The organism is Acidovorax sacchari (assembly GCF_042847045.1).
Taxonomy (GTDB): domain Bacteria; phylum Pseudomonadota; class Gammaproteobacteria; order Burkholderiales; family Burkholderiaceae_C; genus Paracidovorax; species Paracidovorax sacchari.
Map to the genome: position 1 here is coordinate 3,817,552 of NZ_AP035783.1, position 21,099 is coordinate 3,838,650.

General features: G+C 69.8%; 20 protein-coding genes. 13 read left to right on the plus strand and 7 right to left on the minus strand.

The genetic code is table 11. From position 1 onward, the window contains the following. Positions 1 to 109 precede the first annotated feature (109 nt). Positions 110 to 994 (minus strand): ZIP family metal transporter, encoded by an 885-nt coding sequence (locus ACGHC0_RS16880; RefSeq protein ID WP_107129970.1) that lies wholly within the window; start codon positions 992 to 994, stop codon positions 110 to 112. A gap of 82 nt (positions 995 to 1,076) precedes the next feature. Next, positions 1,077 to 1,985, minus strand: coding sequence for a dienelactone hydrolase family protein (locus ACGHC0_RS16885; protein WP_415266233.1), 909 nt, complete (start codon positions 1,983 to 1,985; stop codon positions 1,077 to 1,079). 160 nt (positions 1,986 to 2,145) lie between these two features. Between ACGHC0_RS16885 and ACGHC0_RS16890 the strand changes: the two genes are divergently transcribed. The 5 genes from ACGHC0_RS16890 (at position 2,146) to ACGHC0_RS16910 (ending at position 5,076) form a co-directional block, all read left to right on the plus strand. Next, the gene (locus ACGHC0_RS16890; RefSeq protein WP_368352073.1) at positions 2,146 to 2,733 is read left to right on the plus strand and encodes a GbsR/MarR family transcriptional regulator; all 588 of its coding nucleotides are present in this window, start codon (positions 2,146 to 2,148) and stop codon (positions 2,731 to 2,733) included. A gap of 114 nt (positions 2,734 to 2,847) precedes the next feature. Next, complete coding sequence (locus ACGHC0_RS16895) at positions 2,848 to 3,291, plus strand: thiol-disulfide oxidoreductase DCC family protein (RefSeq protein ID WP_415266234.1); 444 nt, start codon at positions 2,848 to 2,850, stop codon at positions 3,289 to 3,291. Positions 3,292 to 3,302: 11 nt separating this feature from the next. Next, complete coding sequence (locus tag ACGHC0_RS16900; protein WP_415266235.1) at positions 3,303 to 4,205, plus strand: NAD-dependent epimerase/dehydratase family protein; 903 nt, start codon at positions 3,303 to 3,305, stop codon at positions 4,203 to 4,205. After that, positions 4,202 to 4,603 (plus strand): DoxX-like family protein, encoded by a 402-nt coding sequence (locus ACGHC0_RS16905; RefSeq protein WP_415266236.1) that lies wholly within the window; start codon positions 4,202 to 4,204, stop codon positions 4,601 to 4,603. The genes ACGHC0_RS16900 and ACGHC0_RS16905 overlap by 4 nt, the downstream gene beginning before the upstream one ends. Beyond that, complete coding sequence (locus ACGHC0_RS16910) at positions 4,600 to 5,076, plus strand: DUF2269 family protein (RefSeq protein WP_415266237.1); 477 nt, start codon at positions 4,600 to 4,602, stop codon at positions 5,074 to 5,076. The genes ACGHC0_RS16905 and ACGHC0_RS16910 overlap by 4 nt, the downstream gene beginning before the upstream one ends. Positions 5,077 to 5,083: 7 nt before the next feature. On the opposite strand, the gene ACGHC0_RS16915 is transcribed toward ACGHC0_RS16910, so the two are convergent. Then, positions 5,084 to 5,866, minus strand: a complete 783-nt coding sequence (locus ACGHC0_RS16915) for an aspartate/glutamate racemase family protein (protein ID WP_415266238.1) — start codon at positions 5,864 to 5,866, stop codon at positions 5,084 to 5,086. Next, positions 5,863 to 6,750: a transporter substrate-binding domain-containing protein gene (locus tag ACGHC0_RS16920; RefSeq protein ID WP_415266239.1), complete on the minus strand. Its 888-nt coding sequence runs from the start codon at positions 6,748 to 6,750 to the stop codon at positions 5,863 to 5,865. The genes ACGHC0_RS16915 and ACGHC0_RS16920 overlap by 4 nt, the downstream gene beginning before the upstream one ends. A 309-nt stretch (positions 6,751 to 7,059) precedes the next feature. Between ACGHC0_RS16920 and ACGHC0_RS16925 the strand changes: the two genes are divergently transcribed. Then, positions 7,060 to 8,322: an FAD-dependent oxidoreductase gene (locus tag ACGHC0_RS16925; protein ID WP_415266240.1), complete on the plus strand. Its 1,263-nt coding sequence runs from the start codon at positions 7,060 to 7,062 to the stop codon at positions 8,320 to 8,322. A gap of 5 nt (positions 8,323 to 8,327) precedes the next feature. Here the strand turns inward: ACGHC0_RS16925 and ACGHC0_RS16930 are convergent, their stop codons facing one another. Continuing rightward, positions 8,328 to 9,269 carry a LysR substrate-binding domain-containing protein gene (locus tag ACGHC0_RS16930; protein WP_415266241.1) on the minus strand — a complete coding sequence of 314 codons (942 nt, stop codon included), beginning with the start codon at positions 9,267 to 9,269 and terminating at the stop codon, positions 8,328 to 8,330. Between the two features lie 222 nt (positions 9,270 to 9,491). Here ACGHC0_RS16930 and ACGHC0_RS16935 point away from each other — a divergent pair, with 222 nt between their 5' ends. Both ACGHC0_RS16935 and ACGHC0_RS16940 read left to right on the plus strand, forming a co-directional pair. Next, positions 9,492 to 10,106 carry a hypothetical protein gene (locus tag ACGHC0_RS16935; RefSeq protein WP_415266242.1) on the plus strand — a complete coding sequence of 205 codons (615 nt, stop codon included), beginning with the start codon at positions 9,492 to 9,494 and terminating at the stop codon, positions 10,104 to 10,106. Between the two features lie 158 nt (positions 10,107 to 10,264). Further along, positions 10,265 to 10,957, plus strand: a complete 693-nt coding sequence (locus ACGHC0_RS16940) for a hypothetical protein (protein WP_415266243.1) — start codon at positions 10,265 to 10,267, stop codon at positions 10,955 to 10,957. Here ACGHC0_RS16940 and ACGHC0_RS16945 read toward each other — a convergent pair. Then, positions 10,900 to 11,829, minus strand: coding sequence for a hypothetical protein (locus ACGHC0_RS16945; protein WP_415266244.1), 930 nt, complete (start codon positions 11,827 to 11,829; stop codon positions 10,900 to 10,902). The two genes, ACGHC0_RS16940 and ACGHC0_RS16945, sit on opposite strands and share 58 nt — an antisense overlap. Before the next feature lie 72 nt (positions 11,830 to 11,901). Beyond that, entirely contained in the window at positions 11,902 to 14,685 is a 2,784-nt protein-coding gene (gene polA / locus ACGHC0_RS16950) for a DNA polymerase I (RefSeq protein ID WP_415266245.1), read from the minus strand. Positions 14,686 to 14,743: 58 nt separating this feature from the next. On the opposite strand from polA, the gene ACGHC0_RS16955 reads away from it, so the two are divergent. The 5 genes from ACGHC0_RS16955 (at position 14,744) to ACGHC0_RS16975 (ending at position 21,099) form a co-directional block, all read left to right on the plus strand. Next, complete coding sequence (locus tag ACGHC0_RS16955; RefSeq protein ID WP_368352085.1) at positions 14,744 to 15,112, plus strand: hypothetical protein; 369 nt, start codon at positions 14,744 to 14,746, stop codon at positions 15,110 to 15,112. Positions 15,113 to 15,258: 146 nt separating this feature from the next. Continuing rightward, a complete protein-coding gene (locus ACGHC0_RS16960; RefSeq protein ID WP_368352086.1) occupies positions 15,259 to 16,233 on the plus strand; it encodes a homoserine kinase in 975 nt (324 codons plus the stop codon). Between the two features lie 218 nt (positions 16,234 to 16,451). After that, positions 16,452 to 17,267, plus strand: coding sequence for a BPSS1780 family membrane protein (locus tag ACGHC0_RS16965; protein WP_368352087.1), 816 nt, complete (start codon positions 16,452 to 16,454; stop codon positions 17,265 to 17,267). 174 nt (positions 17,268 to 17,441) lie between these two features. Beyond that, positions 17,442 to 19,400 carry a PhoX family protein gene (locus ACGHC0_RS16970; RefSeq protein ID WP_368352088.1) on the plus strand — a complete coding sequence of 653 codons (1,959 nt, stop codon included), beginning with the start codon at positions 17,442 to 17,444 and terminating at the stop codon, positions 19,398 to 19,400. 475 nt (positions 19,401 to 19,875) lie between these two features. Then, positions 19,876 to 21,099, plus strand: coding sequence for an imelysin family protein (locus tag ACGHC0_RS16975; RefSeq protein ID WP_415266246.1), 1,224 nt, complete (start codon positions 19,876 to 19,878; stop codon positions 21,097 to 21,099).

A 21,099-nucleotide genomic window follows, 5' to 3' on the forward strand; every position in this document is an offset into this window, starting at 1 on the left:
CAAGCAAGGGCCGCCCCGCAGCGAGGGCTGCGTCCCTCCCCCACCCGCCATGCGCAGCATGGCGAGAGAGGGGAGGGAAGCGGCGAAGCCGCTCAGGGAGGGCTCTCCTCTAGTGCGCGTGCGCCATCCCGCTCACCAGCGTGACCACCACCATGCCCGCCAGCAGCCAGGCGATCTGCGCCAGGGTCTGTTTGGCCGTCAGGCGCTTCTGCAGCTGGGGGATGAGGTCGGCCAGGGCCACATAGACGAAGCTGCTGGACGCGATGGCCAGGAAATACGGCAGCCAGTCCTGCAGCTCCCCCACCAGGAAGTAGCCCACCACGCCCCCGAGCGCGGTGACCGCGCCGGCCAGCGACACCTTGACCAGGGCCGCGCGCCGGTCGCCGCTGGACTGGCGCAGCACCACCAGGTCGCCCATGTGGTGCGGCACTTCGTGGGCCAGGACGGCCAGCGCGGCGATGGCGCCCAGGCGCAGGTCGGCCAGGAAGGCGGAGGCGATCAGGACACCGTCGCCGAAGCAGTGGACGCTGTCGCCGGTGAGCAGGGCCCAGCCGCCGGAGCCGCGATGGGAGTGGGAATGGGCATGCCCGCCGCCGCCATGTGCGTGGGCATGGTGCCCGTGGCCGTGCCCATCATGGGTGTGTCCATGGGCGTGCGCGTGCCCTCCTCCGGCGCCCGGCTCGTCGTTGGCCGGCCCCACGCCGTGCTCGTGGCCGTGGTGCCAGAGTTCCGCCTTGTCCAGCAGGAAGAAGAAGACCAGTCCCACCAGCAGCGTGGCGAAGAGTTCGTGCGCGCCGGCCTGGCTTTCGAACGCCTCCGGCAGCAGGTGCATGAAGGCCGTGGCCAGCAGCGCGCCGGCCGCGAAGCTCAGCAGGTGCCGCGGGCCGATGCCCGAGCGGCCGTCCCCCCAGCCGGCCCGCATGAGCAGGGCCGCCACCCACACGCTGCCGATACCCGCGGCCAGGGTGGCCAGGATGATTGCGATCAAAGTCATAGCTGTACGCGCTCGATTCTCGAAAACGAAAAAAGCCCCGAAGGGCTTTGCTGCGGAACGCGGCGCCCGGCGGGGCGGCGCGTCAGCCCACGCCGTGCGCCTTGAACCACGCCAGCGCGCGCTTCCATCCGTCCTCGGCGGCTTCCTTGCGGTAGCTGGGCCGGTAGTCGGCATGGAACGCATGCGGCGCGTCAGGGTACACCACGAACTCCGACGCCTTGGCGGCGGCGGACCCGTTCTTGAGGGCCGCTTTCATCTTATCAATCGTGTCAAGAGGGATTCCGGTATCTTTTTCGCCATAGAGGCCGAGCACCGGCGCCTTGAGGATGGGAGCGATGTCCACCGGGTGCTTGGGCGTGAGCTCGCTCGCCTGGCCCACCAGCCGGCCGTACCACGCCACGCCGGCCTTGACCGGACCGTGCGCCGCATAGAGCCAGGTGATGCGCCCGCCCCAGCAGAAGCCCGTGATGCCCACCTTCGAGAGATCGCCGCCGTGGTCGCCGGCCCACTTCACGGTCGCGTCGAGGTCGGCCAGCACCTGGGCATCGGGCACCTTGGAGACGACCTCGCTCATGAGCCTGGAGATTTCGGTGTACTGCGAGGGATCGCCCTGGCGCACGAACATTTCCGGTGCGATGGCGAGATAGCCCGCCTTCGCGAAGCGGCGGCAGGTGTCGGCGATGTACTCGTGCACGCCGAAGATCTCCTGGATCACCAGCACCACGGGCAGCCCCGTCTTGCCGGCGGGAGCGGCACGGTAGGCCGGCACCTTGAAGCCATTGACGTCGATCTCGACCTTGCCTGCCAGCAGCCCGTCGGAGGGCGTGTGGACAGCCGTCTGCGCCATCACCGGCATGGCCCCGGCGGCGTAGCCTACGCCGAAGCCCGCACCCAGCGCCACGCGCATGGCGGTGCGGCGGCTGGCGCCGGCTTCGCTGGACTGGCCGGGCAGCAGGGCATCGAAATCTTTCCTGAGGTCGTCATGCAGCATGGAAGCTCCTGTGAAAAGAGGAAATGGAGGAACGCAGGGTAAGGAAGACTGGGCAGTCTATGTGAGGGCGCGGATGGTTGCACGGGCAGGGTTACGGGATGGGTGATGGCCTTCTAATTTCTGTATTGACAGAAATTACCGAAGCAATAGACTCACGACCATGCAACTGACCGACACCGCCCGCCGCTTCATCGTCCACTGGGGCGAAATGGGCACCGCCTGGGGCGTCAACCGCACCGTCGCCCAGATCCACGCCCTGCTCTTCTTCCATGGACGTCCCTTGCACGCGGAAGACATCTGCGAAACCCTCGGCGTCGCCCGGTCCAACGCGAGCAACAGCCTCAAGGAACTGCTCAACTGGCACCTGATCCGCGTCACCCATGTCCTGGGCGACCGGCGCGACTATTTCGAGACCTCCACCGACGTCTGGGAGCTGTTCCGCACCATCGTGCGCGAGCGCAAGGAGCGCGAGTTCGAGCCGACGGTGCGCATGCTGCGCGAACTGGCGAGCCGTCCCGAGATGGCGGACGAAGCCCCCGATGCACAGGACCGCGTCCGGGAAACCCTGCGCCTGATGGAATCGCTGGACCTCTGGACGGAGGAGATGCTCCGCCTCACCCCTTCCACCCTCGAGAAGGTGCTGCGCCTGGGTGCCAGCGTGCAGAAATTCGTGCGCGGCGACGACGCCGCGTCCCGTGGCAAGCGTTCCCCCGCCGGCACGCCGCCTCCGGACAAGCCCGCGGCCTGAGTGCGCCACGCCATCGGCTCCCGCACCCCTTTGCGCCCCGTCATTTCGTTTCGTACAGAAATTTAAAAATCAGAGAAAACCCAACGGCAGCCAACCATTTCCAAGGAGCCCGCCATGACCACCGATCCGCAAGCCCTCTATCCCCTGACCCTCTACTTCGATTCCCGCTGCCAGCTCTGCCAGGCGGAGATGACCAACCTGCGGCTGCGCGACCGGGCCGGGCTGCTGCGGTTCGCGGACGTCTGGGCACCCGGCTTCGAAGGCCCGCCGGGTACCACGCACGAGGAATTGCTGACGCTGATCCATGCCCGTACCGCGGATGGACGGGTGCTGCGCGGCGTGGAGGTGTTCCGCCGCGCGTACGAAGCCGTGGGCCTGGGCTGGGTCATGGCAGCCACGCGCCTGCCCGTGCTGGGGCCGCTCGCGGACCGCCTGTACCCGGTGCTGGCGCGCAACCGCTACCGCCTGCCGCGCTGGCTGGTGGGCGGCCTGTTCGAACGCGCGAGCCGGCGCGCGGCCCTGCGGCGGTGCACCCCCGGCGACCGTTGCGACCTGTGAGGAGATCCACCATGCAAGTCCTCGTCACCGGCGCGACCGGTTTCATCGGCCGGCACGTCGCCGCCCGGCTGCGTGCGGACGGCCACACCGTCCACGAAGGCGTTTCCCCGCGCCACGGCCGGCGCGATGCCGGGCAGGTGCCCATGGATTTCGCGCACGACACCGACCCGGGCGCCTGGCTGCCCCGCCTCGCGGGCATCGACGCGGTGGTCAACGCCGTGGGCGTGCTGCGCGACAGCCCCGGCCGCCCCATCGACGCCCTGCACCGCGATGCCCCGATCGCGCTGTTCCAGGCCTGCGCCCAGGCCGGCGTGCGGCGCGTGGTGCAGGTCTCCGCGCTCGGCGTGGACCGCAGCGAGACCCGCTATGCCCGCACCAAGCGCGGCGCGGACACGTTCCTGCTGGGCCTGGCGCAGGGCGCGGCCCCGGTGCCTTCCACCTGCGTGCTGCGGCCCAGCATCGTGTTCGGCCGCGGCGGCGCGAGCAGCGCGCTGTTCATGAACCTGGCGCGGCTGCCCGTGGTGGTCCTGCCGCGCCCCGTGCTGCAGGCCCGCGTGCAGCCCGTGGCCGTACATGACCTCGCCGATGCCGTGGCCGCGCTGCTGGGCCCGGCCCACGACCGCCAGGGCATCATCGAATGCGCGGGCCCGGAGGCCGTGCCGATGGCCGGGCTGGTGGCCAGCCTGCGGGCCCAGTGCGGACACGGGCCGGCCCATGTGGCGACGCTGCCGGACGCGCTCAGCCGCCTGAGCGCACGCCTCGGAGACCGCGTGCCGGCCTCGCCCTGGTGCAGCGAGAGCCTGGCGCTGCTGGGCAGCGACAACACCGCCGATCCCGCGCCGCTGCGCAGCCTCCTGGGCCGCGAGGCCGTGCACTACCGCGATCTGGTCGCCCGCGCCTGGAGGCAGCCATGACAGGGCGCGCACCGCCATCGTCCGCAGGACCGCGCGAACGGGGCTGGCTGCGCGCGAGCCTCGTGGCCGTCTGGCTGGGCACCGCGGTCGCCAGCGCGGCGGAGTTCCACGGCCAGAGCCGCGATCTGCTGGTGGCCGCCGGGATGCAGAACACCCTGCTCATGCAGGCCATCATCGCCGCCGGCATCGCGGCCGACCTGGCCGTCGGCGCCTGGCTGTGGTGGCGGCCGGGCCGTCCCGCCTATGCCGCGGCCCTGCTGCTCATGGGCGCGATGACCGTGATCGCCACCCTCCTGCTGCCCGGACTGTGGCTCGACCCGCTGGGCCGGCTGCTCAAGAACATTCCCATCGCGGCCATCCTGCTCGTGCTCTGGCATACCGAAGAAAGGCGCCCATGAACTCGTACCTGGTCCTCAAGTGGGTGCACATCCTCTCCAGCGTGCTGCTGGTGGGCACGGGATTCGGCTCGGCCTTCTACCTGTTCTTCGCCAACCGCAGCGGCAGCGTGCAGGCCCAGGCCGTGGTGGCGCGCCTCGTGGTGCGCGCGGACACCTGGTTCACCACGCCCGCCGGCATCGTGCAGCCGGTCAGCGGCGTGGCGCTGGCCCACATGGCCGGCTGGCCGCTGTCCACGCCGTGGATCGCCGCCTCGCTGGGGCTGTACGTGGTCGCGGGCCTGTGCTGGCTGCCCGTGCTGTGGCTGCAGTGGCGCATGGCCGCCATGGCGCGCGACGCGGCGGAGCGCGGCGCCGCGCTGCCGGAAGACTACCGCCGCCATGCGCGCTGGTGGGAGGCGCTGGGCTACCCGGCTTTCATCGCCATGCTCGCGATCTACTACATGATGGTGGCCAAGCCTGCGCTCTGGCGCTGAGAACGGTTCAAGGACGATTGCCGTCGATCGGCTCCGGATACGCTTCGCGGGCCAGCGCGCCGGCCAGCACGCGGGCCGGGTCCAGCAGCGCGCTGCCCGCGCCGGCCTCGTCCAGGGCCAGCGGGATTTCCGTGCAGCCCATCACGAGCACCTCGGCGCCGCCGGCATCGCGCAATGCCTGCGCCACCTCGCGGAAGCACTCCCGCGCCAGCGCCATGTCGCCGGCCTTCACGCCCTCGTAGATGCCCTGCATGAGCCGCTCGCGGCCGCCCTCTTCCGGTTCCACGCAGTCGATGCCGGCCTGATCCAGCGCCCGCCGGTACAGACCGCTGCGGTAAGTGCCCTGGGTGGCCAGCAGGCCCACGCGCCGGAGGCCCTGGGCGTGCAGCAGCGCCGCCACTTCGCGCGGCATGTGCAGCACGGCGAGCTGCGGGAACCGCTCCTGCAGCAGGCCATGCCAGGCGTGCGCGGTGTTGCAGGCGATCGCCACCGCCCGGGCGCCCAGCGCGGCCAGACGGCCGGTGGCCTGCAGCAGGGCGTCGCCCGGCTGGTGGGCGCCGGGCCGCGGGTCGTCCAGCGCCGCCGTGCGGTCCGGCACCGGCACCTGGGCCAGCCAGTGCTCCGGATAGGCCTGGTCGCGCACGGCAATGCCCAGCGCCTGCATGCGCGCCGTGCAGGCCTCGACGAACAGGCGCGCGAAGTCCGCGCCGGCCGCCGGTCCCATGCCGCCCAGGATGCCGACGGTGCGCGGCGGCTCCATGTCCGCCGCCAGCCCTGCCGGCTGCGTCATACCGCGGGCTTGTCGCTCTGCGCCGTGAGGTTGTCGCGCAGTTCCTTCGACATGGGCAGGCCCAGCGCCTGGCCCTTGGGCGGAATCGGCGAGAGGAACCACTTGTTGTAGAGCTTCTCGAATTCGCCGGACTTCATCATGCCGCCGATCACGCCGTTCACGAGGGCCTGGAACTGCGGGTCGTCCTTGCGCAGCATGCAGGCATAGGGCTCGACCTGCAGCGCATCGCCGACCACGTCCCATTCGGCCGGGTTGGTGGCGTTGGCCTTCAGCCCGAAGAGCAGGATGTCGTCCATGGCGAAGGCCAGCGCGCGGCCCGTGTCCACCAGCAGCATGGAGTCGTTGTGGTCCTTGCCCAGCACGATGTCCATGTCGAGGTTGTTGTCCCGGTTGTACTTGCGGATCACCTGCGCGTTCGTGGTGCCGGTGGTGCTGGCGACGGTCTTCTTCGCGAGGTCGGCGTAGTTCTTGATGCCGGAGGATTTTTTCACCAGCAGCCGCGTGCCCGTGTAGAAGTAGTTGACGGCGAACTGCACGTCCTTGGCGCGGGCGGTGTTGTTGGTGGTGGAGCCGCACTCCAGGTCCACCGTGCCGTTGGTCACCAGCGGGATGCGGTTCTGCGAGGTGACGGCCTGCAGCTCGACCTTGATGTCGGGCTTGTTCAGCTTTTTCTTCACCGCTTCCACCACCGCGTTGGAGATGTCCACCGAGAACCCGATGGGTGCGCCTGCGCCGGCCAGGTAGCTGAAGGGCACCGACGATTCGCGGTAGGCGAGCGTGATCTTGCCGCTGTCCGCGATCTTCTTCAGGGTGTCGGCCTGCGCGGCGGCGCCGGCCATCAGGCCGCAGGCCAGCAGCGCGGCGGAGCAGAGGGTGGTTTTCATGGGAACTCCTTCTCGGATAGCGGATGGGTAAAGGGCTGCACGCCCCCGCACGGTGCGGCGGTGCAAGCACTGTAGGAAGGCGGCGGCGCATTGAACAATTCATTCCACGCGCCATGCCATGCCTGAAAGTTATGCCCGCGTAGGGGTCAACCCGGATAAGAAGCAAGAGCCGCGCCCGCTCTCCCGGCCCGGCCGGCTCCGTTCCGGTGCATAACCTGGCGGCATGGGCGGCCATCCGATCGGCATTGTCCAAGCAGCTTGGGCGCTTCTACAGTGCCCGCGGATGGAACGGAACAGATCGGAATCGATATGCATGCATGTGTGATGGGTGCCGGCATCGCGGGCCTGGCCACGGCCTATGCGCTGGAGCGGCAGGGGTGGCAGGTGACGGTGATCGACCAGGGCCCCGTGGGTGGCGGCGCCAGCGGCGGCAACGGTGCGCAGCTGAGCTACAGCTATGTGCAGCCCCTGGCCGACGCATCGGTCTGGGGCCAGCTGCCCAAGCTGCTCTTCTCGCCCGATTCACCGCTCAAGCTGCGGCCGCAGTGGAGCCTGCGCCAGTGGCGCTGGGGCGCGGCGTTTCTCGCGGCCTGCAACGACGCGACATCCCGCCGCACCACCGGCACGCTGCTGGAACTGGCCGCGCGCAGCCGGCGGGCCTTCGAGCACATGCGCGAGCGCGAGGGCCTGGATTGCGATTTCAGCCGCACGGGCAAGCTCGTGGTGTACCGGTCGCGCGAGGCGCTGGCCGGCGGTGAACGGCAGATGGCGCTGCAACGCTCCTGGGGCTGCGAGCAGGAGTCGGTGTCCGCCGCCCGCTGCGTGGAGCTGGAGCCCGCCCTGGCCCACGACGCGGACCGCATCGCCGGCGCCATCCACACGCCCAGCGAATGCGCCGCCGACTGCCAGAAGGTCTGCGACGGCCTGCACACGCTGCTTGCCGCGCGCGGCGTGCGCTTCCTGCTGGGCGCGCGGGTGGCGGGATTCACGCGCGGCGCGGACGGCGCCGTCACCGCAGTGCATGTGCGCTCCGGCGCATCGGACGCGGAAACCCCGGTGGCCGCGGACCAGTTCGTGCTGGCCCTGGGCAGCGCGAGCGCGGCCTGGGCAGCCCGCCTGGGCATCCACGTGCCGGTCTATCCGCTCAAGGGCTACAGCATCACGGTGGACGCGCCCGAGACCGCGGCATGGGCACCGCGGGTGAACGTGACCGACGCGGCCCGCAAGGTGGTGTTCGCGCGGCTGGGGAACCGGCTGCGCGTGGCCGGCATGGCGGAACTCGTGGGCGACGACCGGAGCATTCCCGCAGACCGCATCGAGCGCCTGCGCGCCACCGTGGCCGCGGTGCTGGGCCACGATCCCGGCGCCGGCCTGCGTCCCTGGACCGGCATGCGGCCCGCCACCCCCACCGGCCTGCCGGTCGTGGGCCGCAAGCCCGGCGGTCCGCGCAACCTGTGGCTGCACACCGGGCACGGGGCACTGGGCTTCACCCTGTCCTTCGGTACGGCGGAACAGCTGGCGCAGGCCATGGCCGGCGAGCGCCAGGCCGCACAGGCCGTGCGAAGCGCCTGAAGCCGTCAGGTGCCGGGCGCCGGGGCCGGCAACCCTCCCGCCCTGCCCTGCAGCGTTTCCACGGCGGCATCCCGCATGCAGCGCACCATCGCGTCAGCCAGGAGGGATGCCGGGCGGTGGGGCATGCGCAGCGCCTTGACCGGCACGGCGATGCGCGGCAGCAACTCCAGCACATCCACCCGCCCCGGGTCGGCGGAAGCGGCGGTGCAGGCATCCACCAGCGCCACACCCAGCCCGTGGTGCGCGAGCGCCAGCGCGGCATGGTAGGTCTGCACCGTGATGGCGGAAGCCAGCCCCACTTCCGCCTCCCGGCACGCGTGGTTCACCATGGCGCCCAGCGGATCGTTCAGCCCCAGCCGCACCACCGGCACGCCGGCCAGATCGGCCAGGTGCACCGAACCCCGTGCCACGAGCGCCGCGTCGAGCAGGCCGCGCGGCGCGATGCACACCATGCAGCCCTCGGCCAGGGTCTCCTGCTCCAGCGAGGGATGCGACAGCGCGGAGAACACGAAGCCCACGTCGGCCTCCTGCAACACCAGGGCGGAGACGATCTGTGGCGAATGCAGGGACTCGATCGTCACCTGCACGCCGGGATGCAGGGCATGGAAGGCGCGCAGGGCCCGCGGCATCACCTCGTGGCTCAGCGCCAGCACGCTGAGGATGTGCAGTTCGCCCTCGCGCTGCCGGCCGCGCAGGCTGCCCGCGAGGCGCTGCACTTCGTCGAGCTGCGTGAACAGGCGCTCGATGTGCGGGAAAAGCGTCTGCGCCTCCCGCGTGGGAACCAGCCGCCCCTTGTGGCGGTGGAAGAGCGCGAAGCCCAGCTGCAGTTCCGCATGGGAGAGGATGCGGCTCACCGCCGGCTGCGTGACGTTGATGAGGCGCGCGGCAGCGCTCACGCTGCCCGTGAGCATGACGGCGTTGAAGACTTCGATATGGCGCAGGCGCATGGACGGGGATGGGAACAGACGGGAACGCCCGGAGGGCGGTCGAGGCGCGCATATTGCATCAAAAGGTATCCCGGCGGCGCATTTCGCAGCAACTGCGCGGCAATTGGAAACAACCCTGCGCGGCCCCTGTGCCCCAGCCGATAGAGTGGCGCGCCCGTCTCTTCACCCGGATGCCCCGGTCCCACGATGGCCTGCGAATCACTGCCTGCACCGCACCACGCCGTGCGCCCCACCTTTCTGTGCTGCGTCGCGCTGGCCTGGGGCCTGGCGCATGCACAACCGCCCCGCCGCGGGGACACCACCGGAGTTCCGGTCTCGCCCCTCGCCGCGCGGGTCGCCGTACTGGATGCACGCTCTCCCGCAACCGCCCGCCTCGCCACGATGGATGCAGCGGATCCGACGGTCCCGCCCGGCGATGGTGCGCCCCTTCCGGAACTGCGCTTTCTGCGCCTGTCTCCGGCCACGGAGTCATCCACGGAATGCTGCGTGCAGCCCCTGGCCCCCGTCGATCCGCAGGAAGCGTCCACCCTGCGCTATGAAGGGGAGTCTCCCCAGCCGGCCGCTGAACGCGAAGCCCGTTTCACGCCTGCCCCGCGGGAGGGCTTTGTCGGACTGGCGCTGGAGGGCCGTCCTGCCGTGACGCGGATGCCGGGCCGCCGGATCCTCCTGCAATGGCCGGACCGCAAGGCATCGCTGCGCGTGGAACATTGCCTGTCGGCGGAAGGCCTGCACCTGAAGATCTCCGAAGGCACCGGCGCTGGCCGCTGGAAGCCCGCGGCCCACTACTACCTTCCCCTGGCCACCGATGTACAACCTGACTGCCTGCAGGACCGGTAGGCAGCAAGCCGGCCGCCCGCCACGCGAAAAACGGGCCGCAGCGGTATGCACATCTTTACGGGAACGCCCGGAACTCCGCCCATACTTCGCCCCTCAGCCTTCCGGTGGTGCGCGCTGCGCGCACCTGGCACCGCCCGGCTCTTTCCCTTTTCCCGACGATGGCCACTGAACGACGACACCGATCCCCTTTCCGTACCGGCACCCTCTTCTTCCTGGCTTTCTCCCTGGCGCTTGCCTGCGGCGAGGCGCCCGCGAAGCCCAAGGCCGCAAGCAAGCCGCGGGCTGCCGCCAAGGCCCGCAAAGCCACCAAACCCCGCACGCCGGCGCCTGCCGCAGCCTCGCAGGGCGAGCCCCTGTCCTCGCGCGTCGGCGTGGTGGACGCCGGCACCCCCAGCGCCGTGCGGCTCGCGCTGTCATCGGACACCTTGGCGGTGCCTTCCGGAGGCTTGCACTACCTGCCCCTGGCCCCCGCCGCGAAAGCCCCCGAGTGCTGCGTCCGCCCCCAGGCCGCCGTGCCGCCCCGGGATGTCGCCATCCTGCGCTTCGATGGCGACAATTCGCAGCTGGCAGCCGAACACACGGCCCAGTTCACGCAGGCGCCGGGTGAACCCTTGATGGGGCTGGCGCTGCTGGGCAAGGCCACGGTCACCCGGGCTTCCGACCAGCGGCTGTTCCTGCAATGGCCGGACCGCAAGGTGTCGGTGCGCGTGGACCACTGCGTTTCCGGGGAGGCCATGCATGTGCGCGTCGCCGACAGCGCAGGCCCCGGCCAATGGCAGCCCGCCGCGTACTACTACCTGCCGCTCGCGGTGCCGGCCCAGCCGGACTGCCCGGTGGACGAGGCGCCCTGAGGCCGCGGTATCTCAGCCCGCCTCCTGGAAGCACCCCACTCCGCCAACTGCCGGTTGAGCCACATGGACTCCTGCAGGGGCGTGGCCTTGCGCAGGGAAGCGCACGCCGCCATGGACATGGTCCGCCCCTGCCGCGCGTCCGCTACCCTGCGGCGCGGCGCGATGCATGCCAGGAAGGACTCCCGCGCTGCCGCCGGCAGGGACGGAGCGGTGGCCAGATACGCCTCCGCCCCCTGGTAGCGGTCGCGCCGCTGCCAGGCCACCATGTAGGCCGAGCTGTTCGACAGCTGCAAGGCCTGCCTGTCCGGCAGGTGCATCACGAGCGGGGCGATCGGCGCCAGCGCCGGCCACACGTCGTTCACGTAGAACTCCGCCCCCCAGTAGGCCTGGCCGATCCGCACGAAATGCTCCAGGCTGGAAATGTTCACCAGCCCGGAATCCGCCATCGGCAGGATTTCGATCGAAGGCTTGCGCACGTCCACCGTGTCGTTGGAGACATCCACGTACAGGCTGCCGAACTGGAACGCGTTCTGGAAGTAGCGCTCGCGCAGCGCGCCCCAGACGGAGCCCACGTAACCGCCCTCGCCCATGAAGGCCCGGATGGCGTCCAGCCCGGGCAGCGCGGTGTCCGAGGCCACCGCCGCGCGGAGCTTCTTCTCGAACGCCTCCGAGATCTCCAGGCAGCAGCCGTAGGGATAGGGCTTGCGGTACGCGGGAATGCAACCTGGCAGCTCCTGGTCGATTTCACGGCGCACCGCATACAGGTAGTGCTCCACCTCGGCCAGCCGGCCCTGCAGGTGGCGCTCGGTCAGGCGTTGCTGCGCCTGGTCGGCAGGGCGGATTTCCTGGGGGAGAAAGACGGAACGGGACACGGCGGCAGATGCCCCCGGCGCTGCCAGGGCATGACATTACAAAAACTTACATTCTAGCCGCCACGGCCCCGGTCAGTGCGCCTTCTCCCAGTTCGGCCCGGTGCCCACCTCGGCCAGCAGGGGGACCTTGAGTTCAGCCACGCCCGCCATGAGCCGCGGGATTTCCGTGCGCAGCCAGCCCGCCTCGTCCTCGGGCAGTTCGAAGACCAGTTCGTCGTGCACCTGCATGATCATCAGCACCTGCGGCTTGTCCGCATCCAGCACCGCCTGCACGGCCACCATCGCCTTTTTGATGAGGTCGGCCGCCGTGCCCTGCATGGGCGCGTTGATGGCGGCGCGCTCGGCCGCGCCGCGCCGCGGGCCGTTGGGCGAATTGATCTCCGGCAGGTAGAGCCGGCGGCCGAACACCGTCTCGACGTAGCCGCGCGCCTTGGCCGAGGCCTTGGTCTCGTCCATGTACTGCTTCACGCCGGGGTAGCGCTGGAAATAGCGGTCGATGTAGGCCGCGGCGGCCTTGTTGTCGATGCCCAGGTTGCGCGCGAGGCCGAAGCTGCTCATGCCGTAGATGAGCCCGAAATTGATCACCTTGGCATAGCGGCGCTGCTCGCTGCTCACCTGGTCCACCGCCACGCCGAACACCTCGGCCGCGGTGGCGCGGTGCACGTCCAGCCCCTCGGTGAAGGCGCGCAGCAGCGCGTCGTCGCCGCTCAGGTGGGCCATGATGCGCAGTTCGATCTGGCTGTAGTCGGCGCTGGCGATCACGCGGCCCGGCGGTGCCACGAAGGCCTCGCGCACGCGCCGGCCCTCGGCCGTGCGGATGGGGATGTTCTGCAGGTTGGGCTCGTTGCTCGACAGCCGCCCCGTCACCGCCACGGCCTGCGCGTAGTGCGTGTGCACGCGGCCCGTGCGCGGATCGGCCAGCTGGCCCAGCTTGTCGGTGTAGGTGCCCTTGAGCTTGGAGAGGCTGCGGTGCTCCAGGATCTTGGCGGGCAGCGGATAGTCCTCCGCGAGCTTTTCCAGCACCTCCTCATCGGTGCTGCGCGCGCCGGTGGCGGTCTTCTTCACCACCGGCAGGCCGAGCTTGTCGAAGAAGATCTCGCCGAGCTGCTTGGGACTGCCGAGGTTGAAGGGCTGGCCGGCGATGTCGTAGGCCTCCTGCTCGAGCTTGAGGATGCGCTGACCCAGGTCGTGGCTCTGCTGCTGCAACGTGGCCGGGTCGATCAGCACGCCGTTGCGCTCGATGCGGAACAGCACCTCGCTGCTCTCCATTTCGAGGGCGTAGATGCCACGCAGCTTCTCGTCGGCCTCGATCAGCGGCCAGAGCACGCGGTGCACATCGAGCGTCTGGTCCGAGTCCTCGCAGGAATAGGCGGCGGCCTGGTCCACCGGCACCTGCGCGAACGGAATCTGCTTCGCCCCCTTGCCGCAGAGGTCTTCGTAGCTGATGCCGGTGCGGCCCGTGTGGCGCTCGGCCAGGCTCGCGAGGTTGTGCGGGCGATGCACTTCCAGCACGTAGCTCTGCAGCATGGTGTCGTGCGCATAGCCGTGCACGTCGATGCCGTGGTTGGCAAACACGTGGCGGTCGTACTTGACATGCTGGCCCAGCTTCGGGCTCGAGGCATCCTCCAGCCAGGGCTTGAGGCGCTCCAGCACGGCGTCCAGCGGCAGTTGCTCGGGCGCGTCGGGGCCGGAATGCGCGAGCGGAATGTAGGCGGCGGCACCGGGCTCCACGCTGAAGCTCAGTCCCACGATCTGGGCGCGCAGCTCATCGAGCGAGTTGGTCTCGGTATCCAGCGCGACCAGGTCGGCTGCCTGGATGCGGGCGAACCAGCGGTCGAACTCCTCCCACGTGAGGATCGTGTCGTAGGCCACCTCGCGCCCCTGCGCGGCCTCGGCCACGAAGGTCGGGCCGCTGTCGGCGAACAGGTCGCCGCTCGCGCCGGGCAGCGTGGCCGTGGCATTGGCGGGCGTGGTGTCTTCCAGCGCGCGGGCCAGCCCCTTGAAGCCGAACTTTTCGTAGAACTCGCGCAGCTGCGCCGTCTCCAGCGCGCCGGCCGTGATGCCGTCCAGCGCCGGCAGGCCTTCCACGTGGCCGGCCAGGTCGCAATCGGTGCGGATGGTCACCAGTTCGCGGCCCTTGGGCAGCCAGTCGAGCGCGTTGCGCAGGTTCTCGCCCGCCACGCCCTTGATCTCGCCCGCCCGTGCCAGCAGCGCGTCGAGCGAACCGTACTCGTTCAGCCACTTGGCGGCCGTCTTGGGCCCCACCTTGGGCACGCCGGGCACGTTGTCCACCGCGTCCCCCACCAGCGTCTGGTAATCGACCATGAGCGTGGGCGGAACACCGAACTCGGCCGTGACGCCCGCCACGTCGCGGCGCTTGCCGCTCATGGTGTCGATGATGGTGATGTGCTCGTCCACCAGTTGCGACAGGTCCTTGTCGCCGCTGGAGACGATGACCTCGATGCCCTGGCGCGCCGCGCAGGCCGCGAGGGTGCCGATCACATCGTCGGCCTCGACGCCGGGGACGCAGACCACCGGCCAGCCCAGCAGGCGCACGACCTCGTGGATGGGCTCGATCTGCGCGCGCAGGTCGTCGGGCATGGGCGCGCGGTGCGCCTTGTATTCGGGGTAGAGCGTGTCGCGGAAGGTCGGTCCGCTCGCATCGAAGACGCAGGCGGCGTAATCGGCGGGATAGTCCCTGCGCAGCGCCTGCAGCATGTTGATCATGCCGCGGATGGCCCCCGTGGCGGGGCTGGCCGGGTCGCCGGGCACGGCGCGCAGGTCCGGCATGGCATGGAAGGCGCGGTAGAGATAGCTGGAGCCGTCCACCAGCACCAGGGTCTTGGGTTTGCTCATGGTCCGGGATTGTGCCCGCGGGCGGGTGCGCGCGCCCGCGCGGGCCTACAATCCGCCCATGCGCGCCGCCACCACCCTCCTCCTTCTGGCGCTGGCCTCCGGGCCGGCCCTTGCCCAGACTACCGCCCCCTCGCCCGCTCCGCAGGCCGCGCCCGCGGCCGACGCGCAGCCCGGTGCCGCGGCGGATGCCGAGCCGGGCCGGCGCAACCAGCGCGTGGAGCGCATCCGCATCGAGGACGAAGGCAGCCGCGTGGACGAACTGCGCGTGGGCGGGCAGACGCAGAGCATCACGGTGCAGCCCAAGGCCGGCACCACCATGCCCGAATACGAAGTGCAGCCGCCCGACGGCGTGCGTGCGCGGCCTGGCAGCCGCAACGGTGCGGAAACCATCACCAGCCCGCGGGTCTGGAACGTCATGAAGTTCTGAACCCCGGCCCGGGCGCATGTGCCCGGGCCCCCGGCGCCCGCGGCGGGCACGGCGTCCGCCCCGCAGGGCGTCTGCCGCGCCATTCCGCCCGGCTGACCGCCCGCCCCCTTTTTCCTTCCGTCTTCCTGTTCTTCTCCCGCCAAGCGATGGCCGTTTTCACCGAAGTCTCCAAGAAAGAGGCGCGCGACCTGCTGCGCCGTTTGCAGCTCGGCACCCTGGAGTCGCTGCGCGGCATCGAAGGCGGCATCGAGAACACGAACTACTTCCTCACCAGCGACCAGGGCGAGTACGTGCTCACGCTGTTCGAGCGCCTGACCGCCGAGCAGTTGCCGTTCTACCTGCACCTGATGAAGCACCTCGCGCAGGCGGGGATCCCCGTGCCGGACCCGCGCGGCGACCGCCATGGCGGTATCCTGCACTCCGTCGCGGGCAAGCCCGCCGCCGTGGTGAACAAGCTGTCCGGCAGGAGCCAGCTCGCGCCCGAACCGGTGCACTGCGCGGCAGTGGGCGGCATGCTGGCGCGCATGCACCTGGCCGGGCGGGACTACGAGCGGCAGCAGCCCAACCTGCGCGGCCTGGCCTGGTGGAACGAGACGGTGCCCGTGGTGCTGCCGCACATCGGCGAGGCCCAGCGCACCCTGCTGCGCTCCGAGCTGGCCTACCAGAACCATGTCGCCGCATCCGCCGGCTACGCCGCCTTGCCGCGCGGCCCGGTCCATGCCGACCTGTTCCGCGACAACGCCATGTTCGACGGCGAGGCCCTGACCGGCTTCTTCGACTTCTATTTCGCGGGCGTGGACACCTGGCTGTTCGACCTGGCGGTGTGCCTGAACGACTGGTGCATCGACTGGCCGACCGGCATCCACGAGCCCGGGCGCGCCACGGCCATGCTGGATGCGTACCAGGCGGTGCGGCCGCTGTCGGCCGACGAGCGGACCCTGCTGCCGGCGATGCTGCGCGCGGGCGCACTGCGCTTCTGGATCTCCCGCCTGTGGGATTTCCACCTGCCGCGCGAGGCCAGCCTGCTCACGCCGCACGACCCCACCCACTTCGAGCGGGTGCTGCGCGGCCGCATCGCCCGGCCGCTGCATGCGCGCGCAGGCGGCGGATTCGAGGAGTGAGCCCCCCGGCCGACGGCCACCGTGGCGGCGCGGCCACATGCAACCCGCCGGCGCGCCCGGAAACCCGTGCCGCACCGGCCCGTTCGTCCCTTCGGCGCGACAATCCTCCTGAACCACGCGCCGCGGCATGCCCTGGAGCCATGCCCGACGGAGCGACCGCGCCTCCCGCGAAGCGCCCAGCCACTGCCCGACGGGCGTAACACGCACACTGCACCGCCATGAAACTGCACATCGTCCCTGCCCGCGCCGGCCTGGAATGGGTCCGCCTGGGCATCCGCATCTTCTGGCGCCAGCCGATGGCGCTGGCGGCCCTGTTCTTCCTGACCATGGCGGCGATGTCCATCGCCACGCTGCTGCCGCTCGTCGGGCCAGCCGTGGCCCTGGCTCTGCTGCCCTCCGCCACGCTGGCCATGATGGTGGCCGCCGGCGACGCCACGCAGGGCCGCTTTCCCACCCCGGCCCTGCTGCTGGTGGCCTTCCGCACCGGCCGGCAACGCCTGCGCTCCATGCTCGTGCTCGGTGCGCTCTACGCCGTGGGCTTCCTCGCCGTCATGGCCATCTCCGCCCTGCTGGACGGCGGACAGTTCGCGCGCGTGTACCTGGGCGGCGAGGAGCTCACGCGCGAAATGGCCGAACTGCCGCAGTTCCAGGCAGCGATGTGGCTCGCGCTGGCGCTCTACGTGCCGCTGTCGCTGCTGTTCTGGCACGCGCCCGGCCTGGTGCACTGGCACGGCGTGCCACCGGTGAAGGCGCTGTTCTTCAGCATCGTCGCCTGCCTGCGCAACATCGGGGCGTTCACCGTGTACGGCCTGGCGTGGACGGGGGTCTTCCTCGGCGCGGGCATCGCCGCCAGCGTGTTCGTGACGCTGCTGGCCCTCATGGGCCTGGGCAGCGCGATCGCGGCGGGCATCATGGTCGGCACGGCCATGCTGCTGGCGGCGATGTTCTTCACCTCCGTGGTGTTCTCCTTCCGCGACTGCTTCGAGCCGCCGGAACGCCCGGCCGCGCTGCCCGAGAGCCCTGCCGCCGCCTGAGGCCCCTGCGGTCACGCTCTCGTCACGAAAGCGTCAAATCCCCGTCATCTCGGATTCCTAGCATCCCGGTCCGGAGACAGGCCCGGGTACGCCCGGCCTGCCCATCGAAAGGCCCGCTGCACGCTCACGCGACGGCGGCGCCCATACAGCAGACCGACCCATCCGGAATCCAAGATGTCCCACACCCCGATGCCCTCCCGCCGCAAGGCCCTGCAATTCCTGGCCGGCATGCCCCTGCTGCCCCTGGGCGCCACTGCATCCGCCACCTCCGTGCTGGCCGCCTGCGGCGGCGGCAGCGGCGGCATCACGCCCCCGAACTTCGCGTCCGCCAGCTTCACGTCGATGGCCGCGCCCACGCTCGCCACGCCCGCCGCCATGGCGACGACCACCGTCGGCTCGACGCTGAACGTGAAGTTCAGCGACGACTCCACCCAAAGCTACCAGCTGGCCTACCAGCCGTTCTTCATCACGGGCGACCGCGTGTCCGACGGCAAGGGCGGCACGATCCTGGCCGGCGGCTACGTGAACATCAACAACCAGCCCATCATCGACACGACCGTGGCCGGCAAGGAACGCCAGTTCTTCTCCGATTCGCCCGACGGCACCTCGCTGCTCACCGTGCCCAACGCCAAGGTGGACGGCGTGAAGGGCAACCCCGTGTTCGCGGTGGTGCAGTTCGAATACACCACCTGGGCGCAGGACGGCAAGACCGACATGTACGGCAAGCTGCCCTCGCCCATCGCCGTGCTCTCGCTGGACCAGGACCCCGCCACCGGCAAGCTCACCCTCGTGAAGTACCACAACGTGGACACCTCCAAGGTGCACGGCCTGTGGATCACCTGCGGCGCGAGCCTCTCGCCCTGGGGCACGCACCTCTCCAGCGAGGAGTACGAGCCCGATGCGTTCACCGCTGCCTCGAACGCGCAGTTCAAGGCCTACAGCAAGAACCTCTACGGCAGCGAGACGGCCGCCAATCCGTACCACTACGGCCACATGCCCGAAGTGACGGTGAATGCCGACGGCACCGCTTCCATCAAGAAGCACTTCTGCATGGGCCGCATCTCCCATGAGCTGGTGCAGGTGATGCCCGACCAGCGCACCGCCCTGATGGGCGACGACGCCACCAACAGCGGCTATTTCGTCTTCGTGGCCGACAAGGAGAAGGACCTGTCCTCCGGCACGCTGTACGCGGCCAAGGTGGGCTCCGGCTTCTCGATCGACCCGGCCGCGAACTCCGCTGCCCCGCTCACCTGGATCAAGCTCGGCTCGGCCACCAGCGCTGAAATCGAGAAGCTCGCCAGCTCGCTCAAGCCCACCGACATCATGTCCGTGACCTCCACCGACCCGAAGGACGCGAGCTACACGAAGATCGTCGCCAACGGCAAGACCGAGTGGATCAAGATCAACCCCGGCATGGAAAAGGCCGCCGCCTTCCTCGAAACCCACCGCTACGCCGCATTCGTCGGTGCGAGCCTGGGCTTCACCAAGATGGAAGGCACGACGGTCAACGCCAAGGACAAGATCGCCTACTCGGCGCTGCAGAACGTGCAATCCTCGATGGTGGCCGGCAACGCCGCCAACGTGCCAGGCAACGGCATCTCGGTGCCCAAGCAGCTCGTCGCCGGCGCGGTGATGGCGCTCAACCTGCGCGGCGGCCAGAAGGACACCCAGGGCAACACCATCAACAGCGACTGGATGCCGGTGGACACCAAGGCCCTGCTGGCCGGCGAGGACATCGCCGCCGATGCGCTGGGCAACACCGCCAACCCCAACAACATCGCCAACCCGGACAACCTGAAGTTCTCCGAGAAACTGCGCACCCTCTTCATCGGCGAGGACAGCAGCCAGCACGTGAACAACTTCCTGTGGGCCTACAACGTGGACACGAAGCAGCTCTCGCGCATCATGTCGGTGCCGGCGGGCGGCGAATCCACCGGTCTGCATGCGGTGGACGAGATCAACGGCTTCACCTACATCATGAGCAACTTCCAGCACGCCGGTGACTGGGGCAGCATCCACTCCAAGGTGAAGGACCAGCTCGACCCGATGATCCGCGCCAACTACAAGGACAAGTTCGGCTCCGCCGTGGGCTACCTGACCGGCACGCCCCGGCAGATGAAGCTGGGCGCCTGACCCGCGCCGTCCGCGGGGCGCGCGCCGCGGATTTCTCCCTGACAGCGGGGCCCTTCCGGGCCCCGCTTTTTTTCGGCCGCGGCATGCGGCCCCTGCGCGGTCCGAAGCCCCGAACCGCCTCCCGGAGCGGTTGCCCCTGCGGGACGATTTGCTATTTTTACAATAGCGCCAAACCACCAACAGATTTGATGCTCCGGGCATCTTCAGCGTCCATTCATGGGCGCATTGGCATCGCCCGGAGATGATAATTAATCTCATTCCTATAATGCCAGCGCCCGCCGTGCTGCACCGCGGCGCGGACCGGGAGGGGTCTGCGCTGCCGGAAAGCGCAGGGGGTACGCCCGGGCGACTCCATGTCCCCGGCCTCACCGGGTTCCGTACGCCGCGGCGCGCCATGCGCCAGGCCGACCGCACGGACGCCGTGGATACCTCGCTGTATCCGCCCCGCCTTTTTCCCATCGTTTCAGGAGATGCCATGACAACCGCTTCGTTCCAAACCACTGTTCTCTCCGGGCTGCTGGCCATCGCCTCGCTCGGCTCCACGGGGGTGGTCCTGGCACAGGCGGCTCCGCACGGCACGGGCGCGCCCGCTGCGGCGCCTTCGGCGGCGGCGGTCACTCCCGCCACGGTGGCGGCGCACTACGCCGTGCTGGTGCACGCGAACTACGAGGACACGCTGAACGCCGCCAGGACCATGCAAACCGCCATCAAGGCCTTCACCGCCAGGCCGTCCGTGGAGACGCTGGCCGGGGCGCGCAAGACCTGGCTGGCCGCGCGCGAGTTCTACGGGCAGACCGAGGCGTTCCGCTTCTACGGCGGCCCCATCGACGACGACAAGGGCCCCGAAGGCCAGCTCAACGCCTGGCCCATGGACGAATCCTATGTGGACAGCGTGGAAGGCAAGCCCGATTCAGGCCTGGTGAACGACCGCAAGTTCGCCATCACCAAGAAGAACCTGGCTGCGCAGAACGAGCGCGGCGGCGAGGAGAACGTCGCCACGGGCTGGCATGCCATCGAATTCTTCCTGTGGGGACAGGACCTGTCCGAGACGGGCCCGGGGGACCGCAATTTCGAGGACTTCGTGGACGGCAAGGGCAAGAATGCCGACCGCCGCCGCCAGTACCTGAACGTGGTCACGGACCTGCTCATCGACGACCTGGCTTCGCTCGTCAAGGCCTGGGACCCGAAAACACCGAACAACTACCGCGCGAAATTCGTGAAGGGCGGCCAGGAATCGGTGCGCAAGATGCTGGTGGGCCTGGGCTCTCTGTCCCGTGGCGAACTGGCCGGCGAGCGGCTGGAAGTGGCCCTCAACAGCCAGGACCAGGAGGACGAACACTCCTGCTTCTCCGACAACACCCACCGCGACGCCGTGACCAATGCCCTGGGCATCCGTAACGTCTGGCTCGGCGAATACCGGCGCGCCGACGGCAGCCTGGTGCAGGGTGCCTCGCTGCGCGACCTGGTCGCCGCGAAGGACGCCGCGCTGGCCGAACGGACCACGCAGCAGATCGCCGCCTCCGTGAAGGCCGCCGAAGGCATCCAGGCGCCCTTCGACCGCGAGATCATCGGCGGCAAGGACGCCCCGGGCCGCCTGCGCATCCAGAAGACCATCGACAGCCTCACGCAGCAGAGCAAAGACCTCGTGGAGGCCGCCAACGCCATCGGCATCACCAAGCTGACCCTCGTGCAACCGTGA

What these genes read in the sequence shown, in the direction of transcription:
- ACGHC0_RS16960 (WP_368352086.1), top strand. Translation starts at nt 15,259, where the DNA reads ATGGCCGTTTTCACCGAAGTCTCCAAGAAAGAGGCGCGCGACCTGCTG.
- ACGHC0_RS16925 (WP_415266240.1), top strand. Translation starts at nt 7,060, where the DNA reads ATGCATGCATGTGTGATGGGTGCCGGCATCGCGGGCCTGGCCACGGCC.
- ACGHC0_RS16920 (WP_415266239.1), bottom strand. Translation starts at nt 6,750, where the DNA reads ATGAAAACCACCCTCTGCTCCGCCGCGCTGCTGGCCTGCGGCCTGATG.
- ACGHC0_RS16940 (WP_415266243.1), top strand. Translation starts at nt 10,265, where the DNA reads ATGGCCACTGAACGACGACACCGATCCCCTTTCCGTACCGGCACCCTC.
- ACGHC0_RS16890 (WP_368352073.1), top strand. Translation starts at nt 2,146, where the DNA reads ATGCAACTGACCGACACCGCCCGCCGCTTCATCGTCCACTGGGGCGAA.
- ACGHC0_RS16910 (WP_415266237.1), top strand. Translation starts at nt 4,600, where the DNA reads ATGAACTCGTACCTGGTCCTCAAGTGGGTGCACATCCTCTCCAGCGTG.
- ACGHC0_RS16905 (WP_415266236.1), top strand. Translation starts at nt 4,202, where the DNA reads ATGACAGGGCGCGCACCGCCATCGTCCGCAGGACCGCGCGAACGGGGC.
- polA (WP_415266245.1), bottom strand. Translation starts at nt 14,685, where the DNA reads ATGAGCAAACCCAAGACCCTGGTGCTGGTGGACGGCTCCAGCTATCTC.
- ACGHC0_RS16900 (WP_415266235.1), top strand. Translation starts at nt 3,303, where the DNA reads ATGCAAGTCCTCGTCACCGGCGCGACCGGTTTCATCGGCCGGCACGTC.
- ACGHC0_RS16885 (WP_415266233.1), bottom strand. Translation starts at nt 1,985, where the DNA reads ATGCTGCATGACGACCTCAGGAAAGATTTCGATGCCCTGCTGCCCGGC.
- ACGHC0_RS16955 (WP_368352085.1), top strand. Translation starts at nt 14,744, where the DNA reads ATGCGCGCCGCCACCACCCTCCTCCTTCTGGCGCTGGCCTCCGGGCCG.
- ACGHC0_RS16915 (WP_415266238.1), bottom strand. Translation starts at nt 5,866, where the DNA reads ATGACGCAGCCGGCAGGGCTGGCGGCGGACATGGAGCCGCCGCGCACC.
- ACGHC0_RS16895 (WP_415266234.1), top strand. Translation starts at nt 2,848, where the DNA reads ATGACCACCGATCCGCAAGCCCTCTATCCCCTGACCCTCTACTTCGAT.
- ACGHC0_RS16975 (WP_415266246.1), top strand. Translation starts at nt 19,876, where the DNA reads ATGACAACCGCTTCGTTCCAAACCACTGTTCTCTCCGGGCTGCTGGCC.
- ACGHC0_RS16965 (WP_368352087.1), top strand. Translation starts at nt 16,452, where the DNA reads ATGAAACTGCACATCGTCCCTGCCCGCGCCGGCCTGGAATGGGTCCGC.
- ACGHC0_RS16880 (WP_107129970.1), bottom strand. Translation starts at nt 994, where the DNA reads ATGACTTTGATCGCAATCATCCTGGCCACCCTGGCCGCGGGTATCGGC.
- ACGHC0_RS16970 (WP_368352088.1), top strand. Translation starts at nt 17,442, where the DNA reads ATGTCCCACACCCCGATGCCCTCCCGCCGCAAGGCCCTGCAATTCCTG.
- ACGHC0_RS16930 (WP_415266241.1), bottom strand. Translation starts at nt 9,269, where the DNA reads ATGCGCCTGCGCCATATCGAAGTCTTCAACGCCGTCATGCTCACGGGC.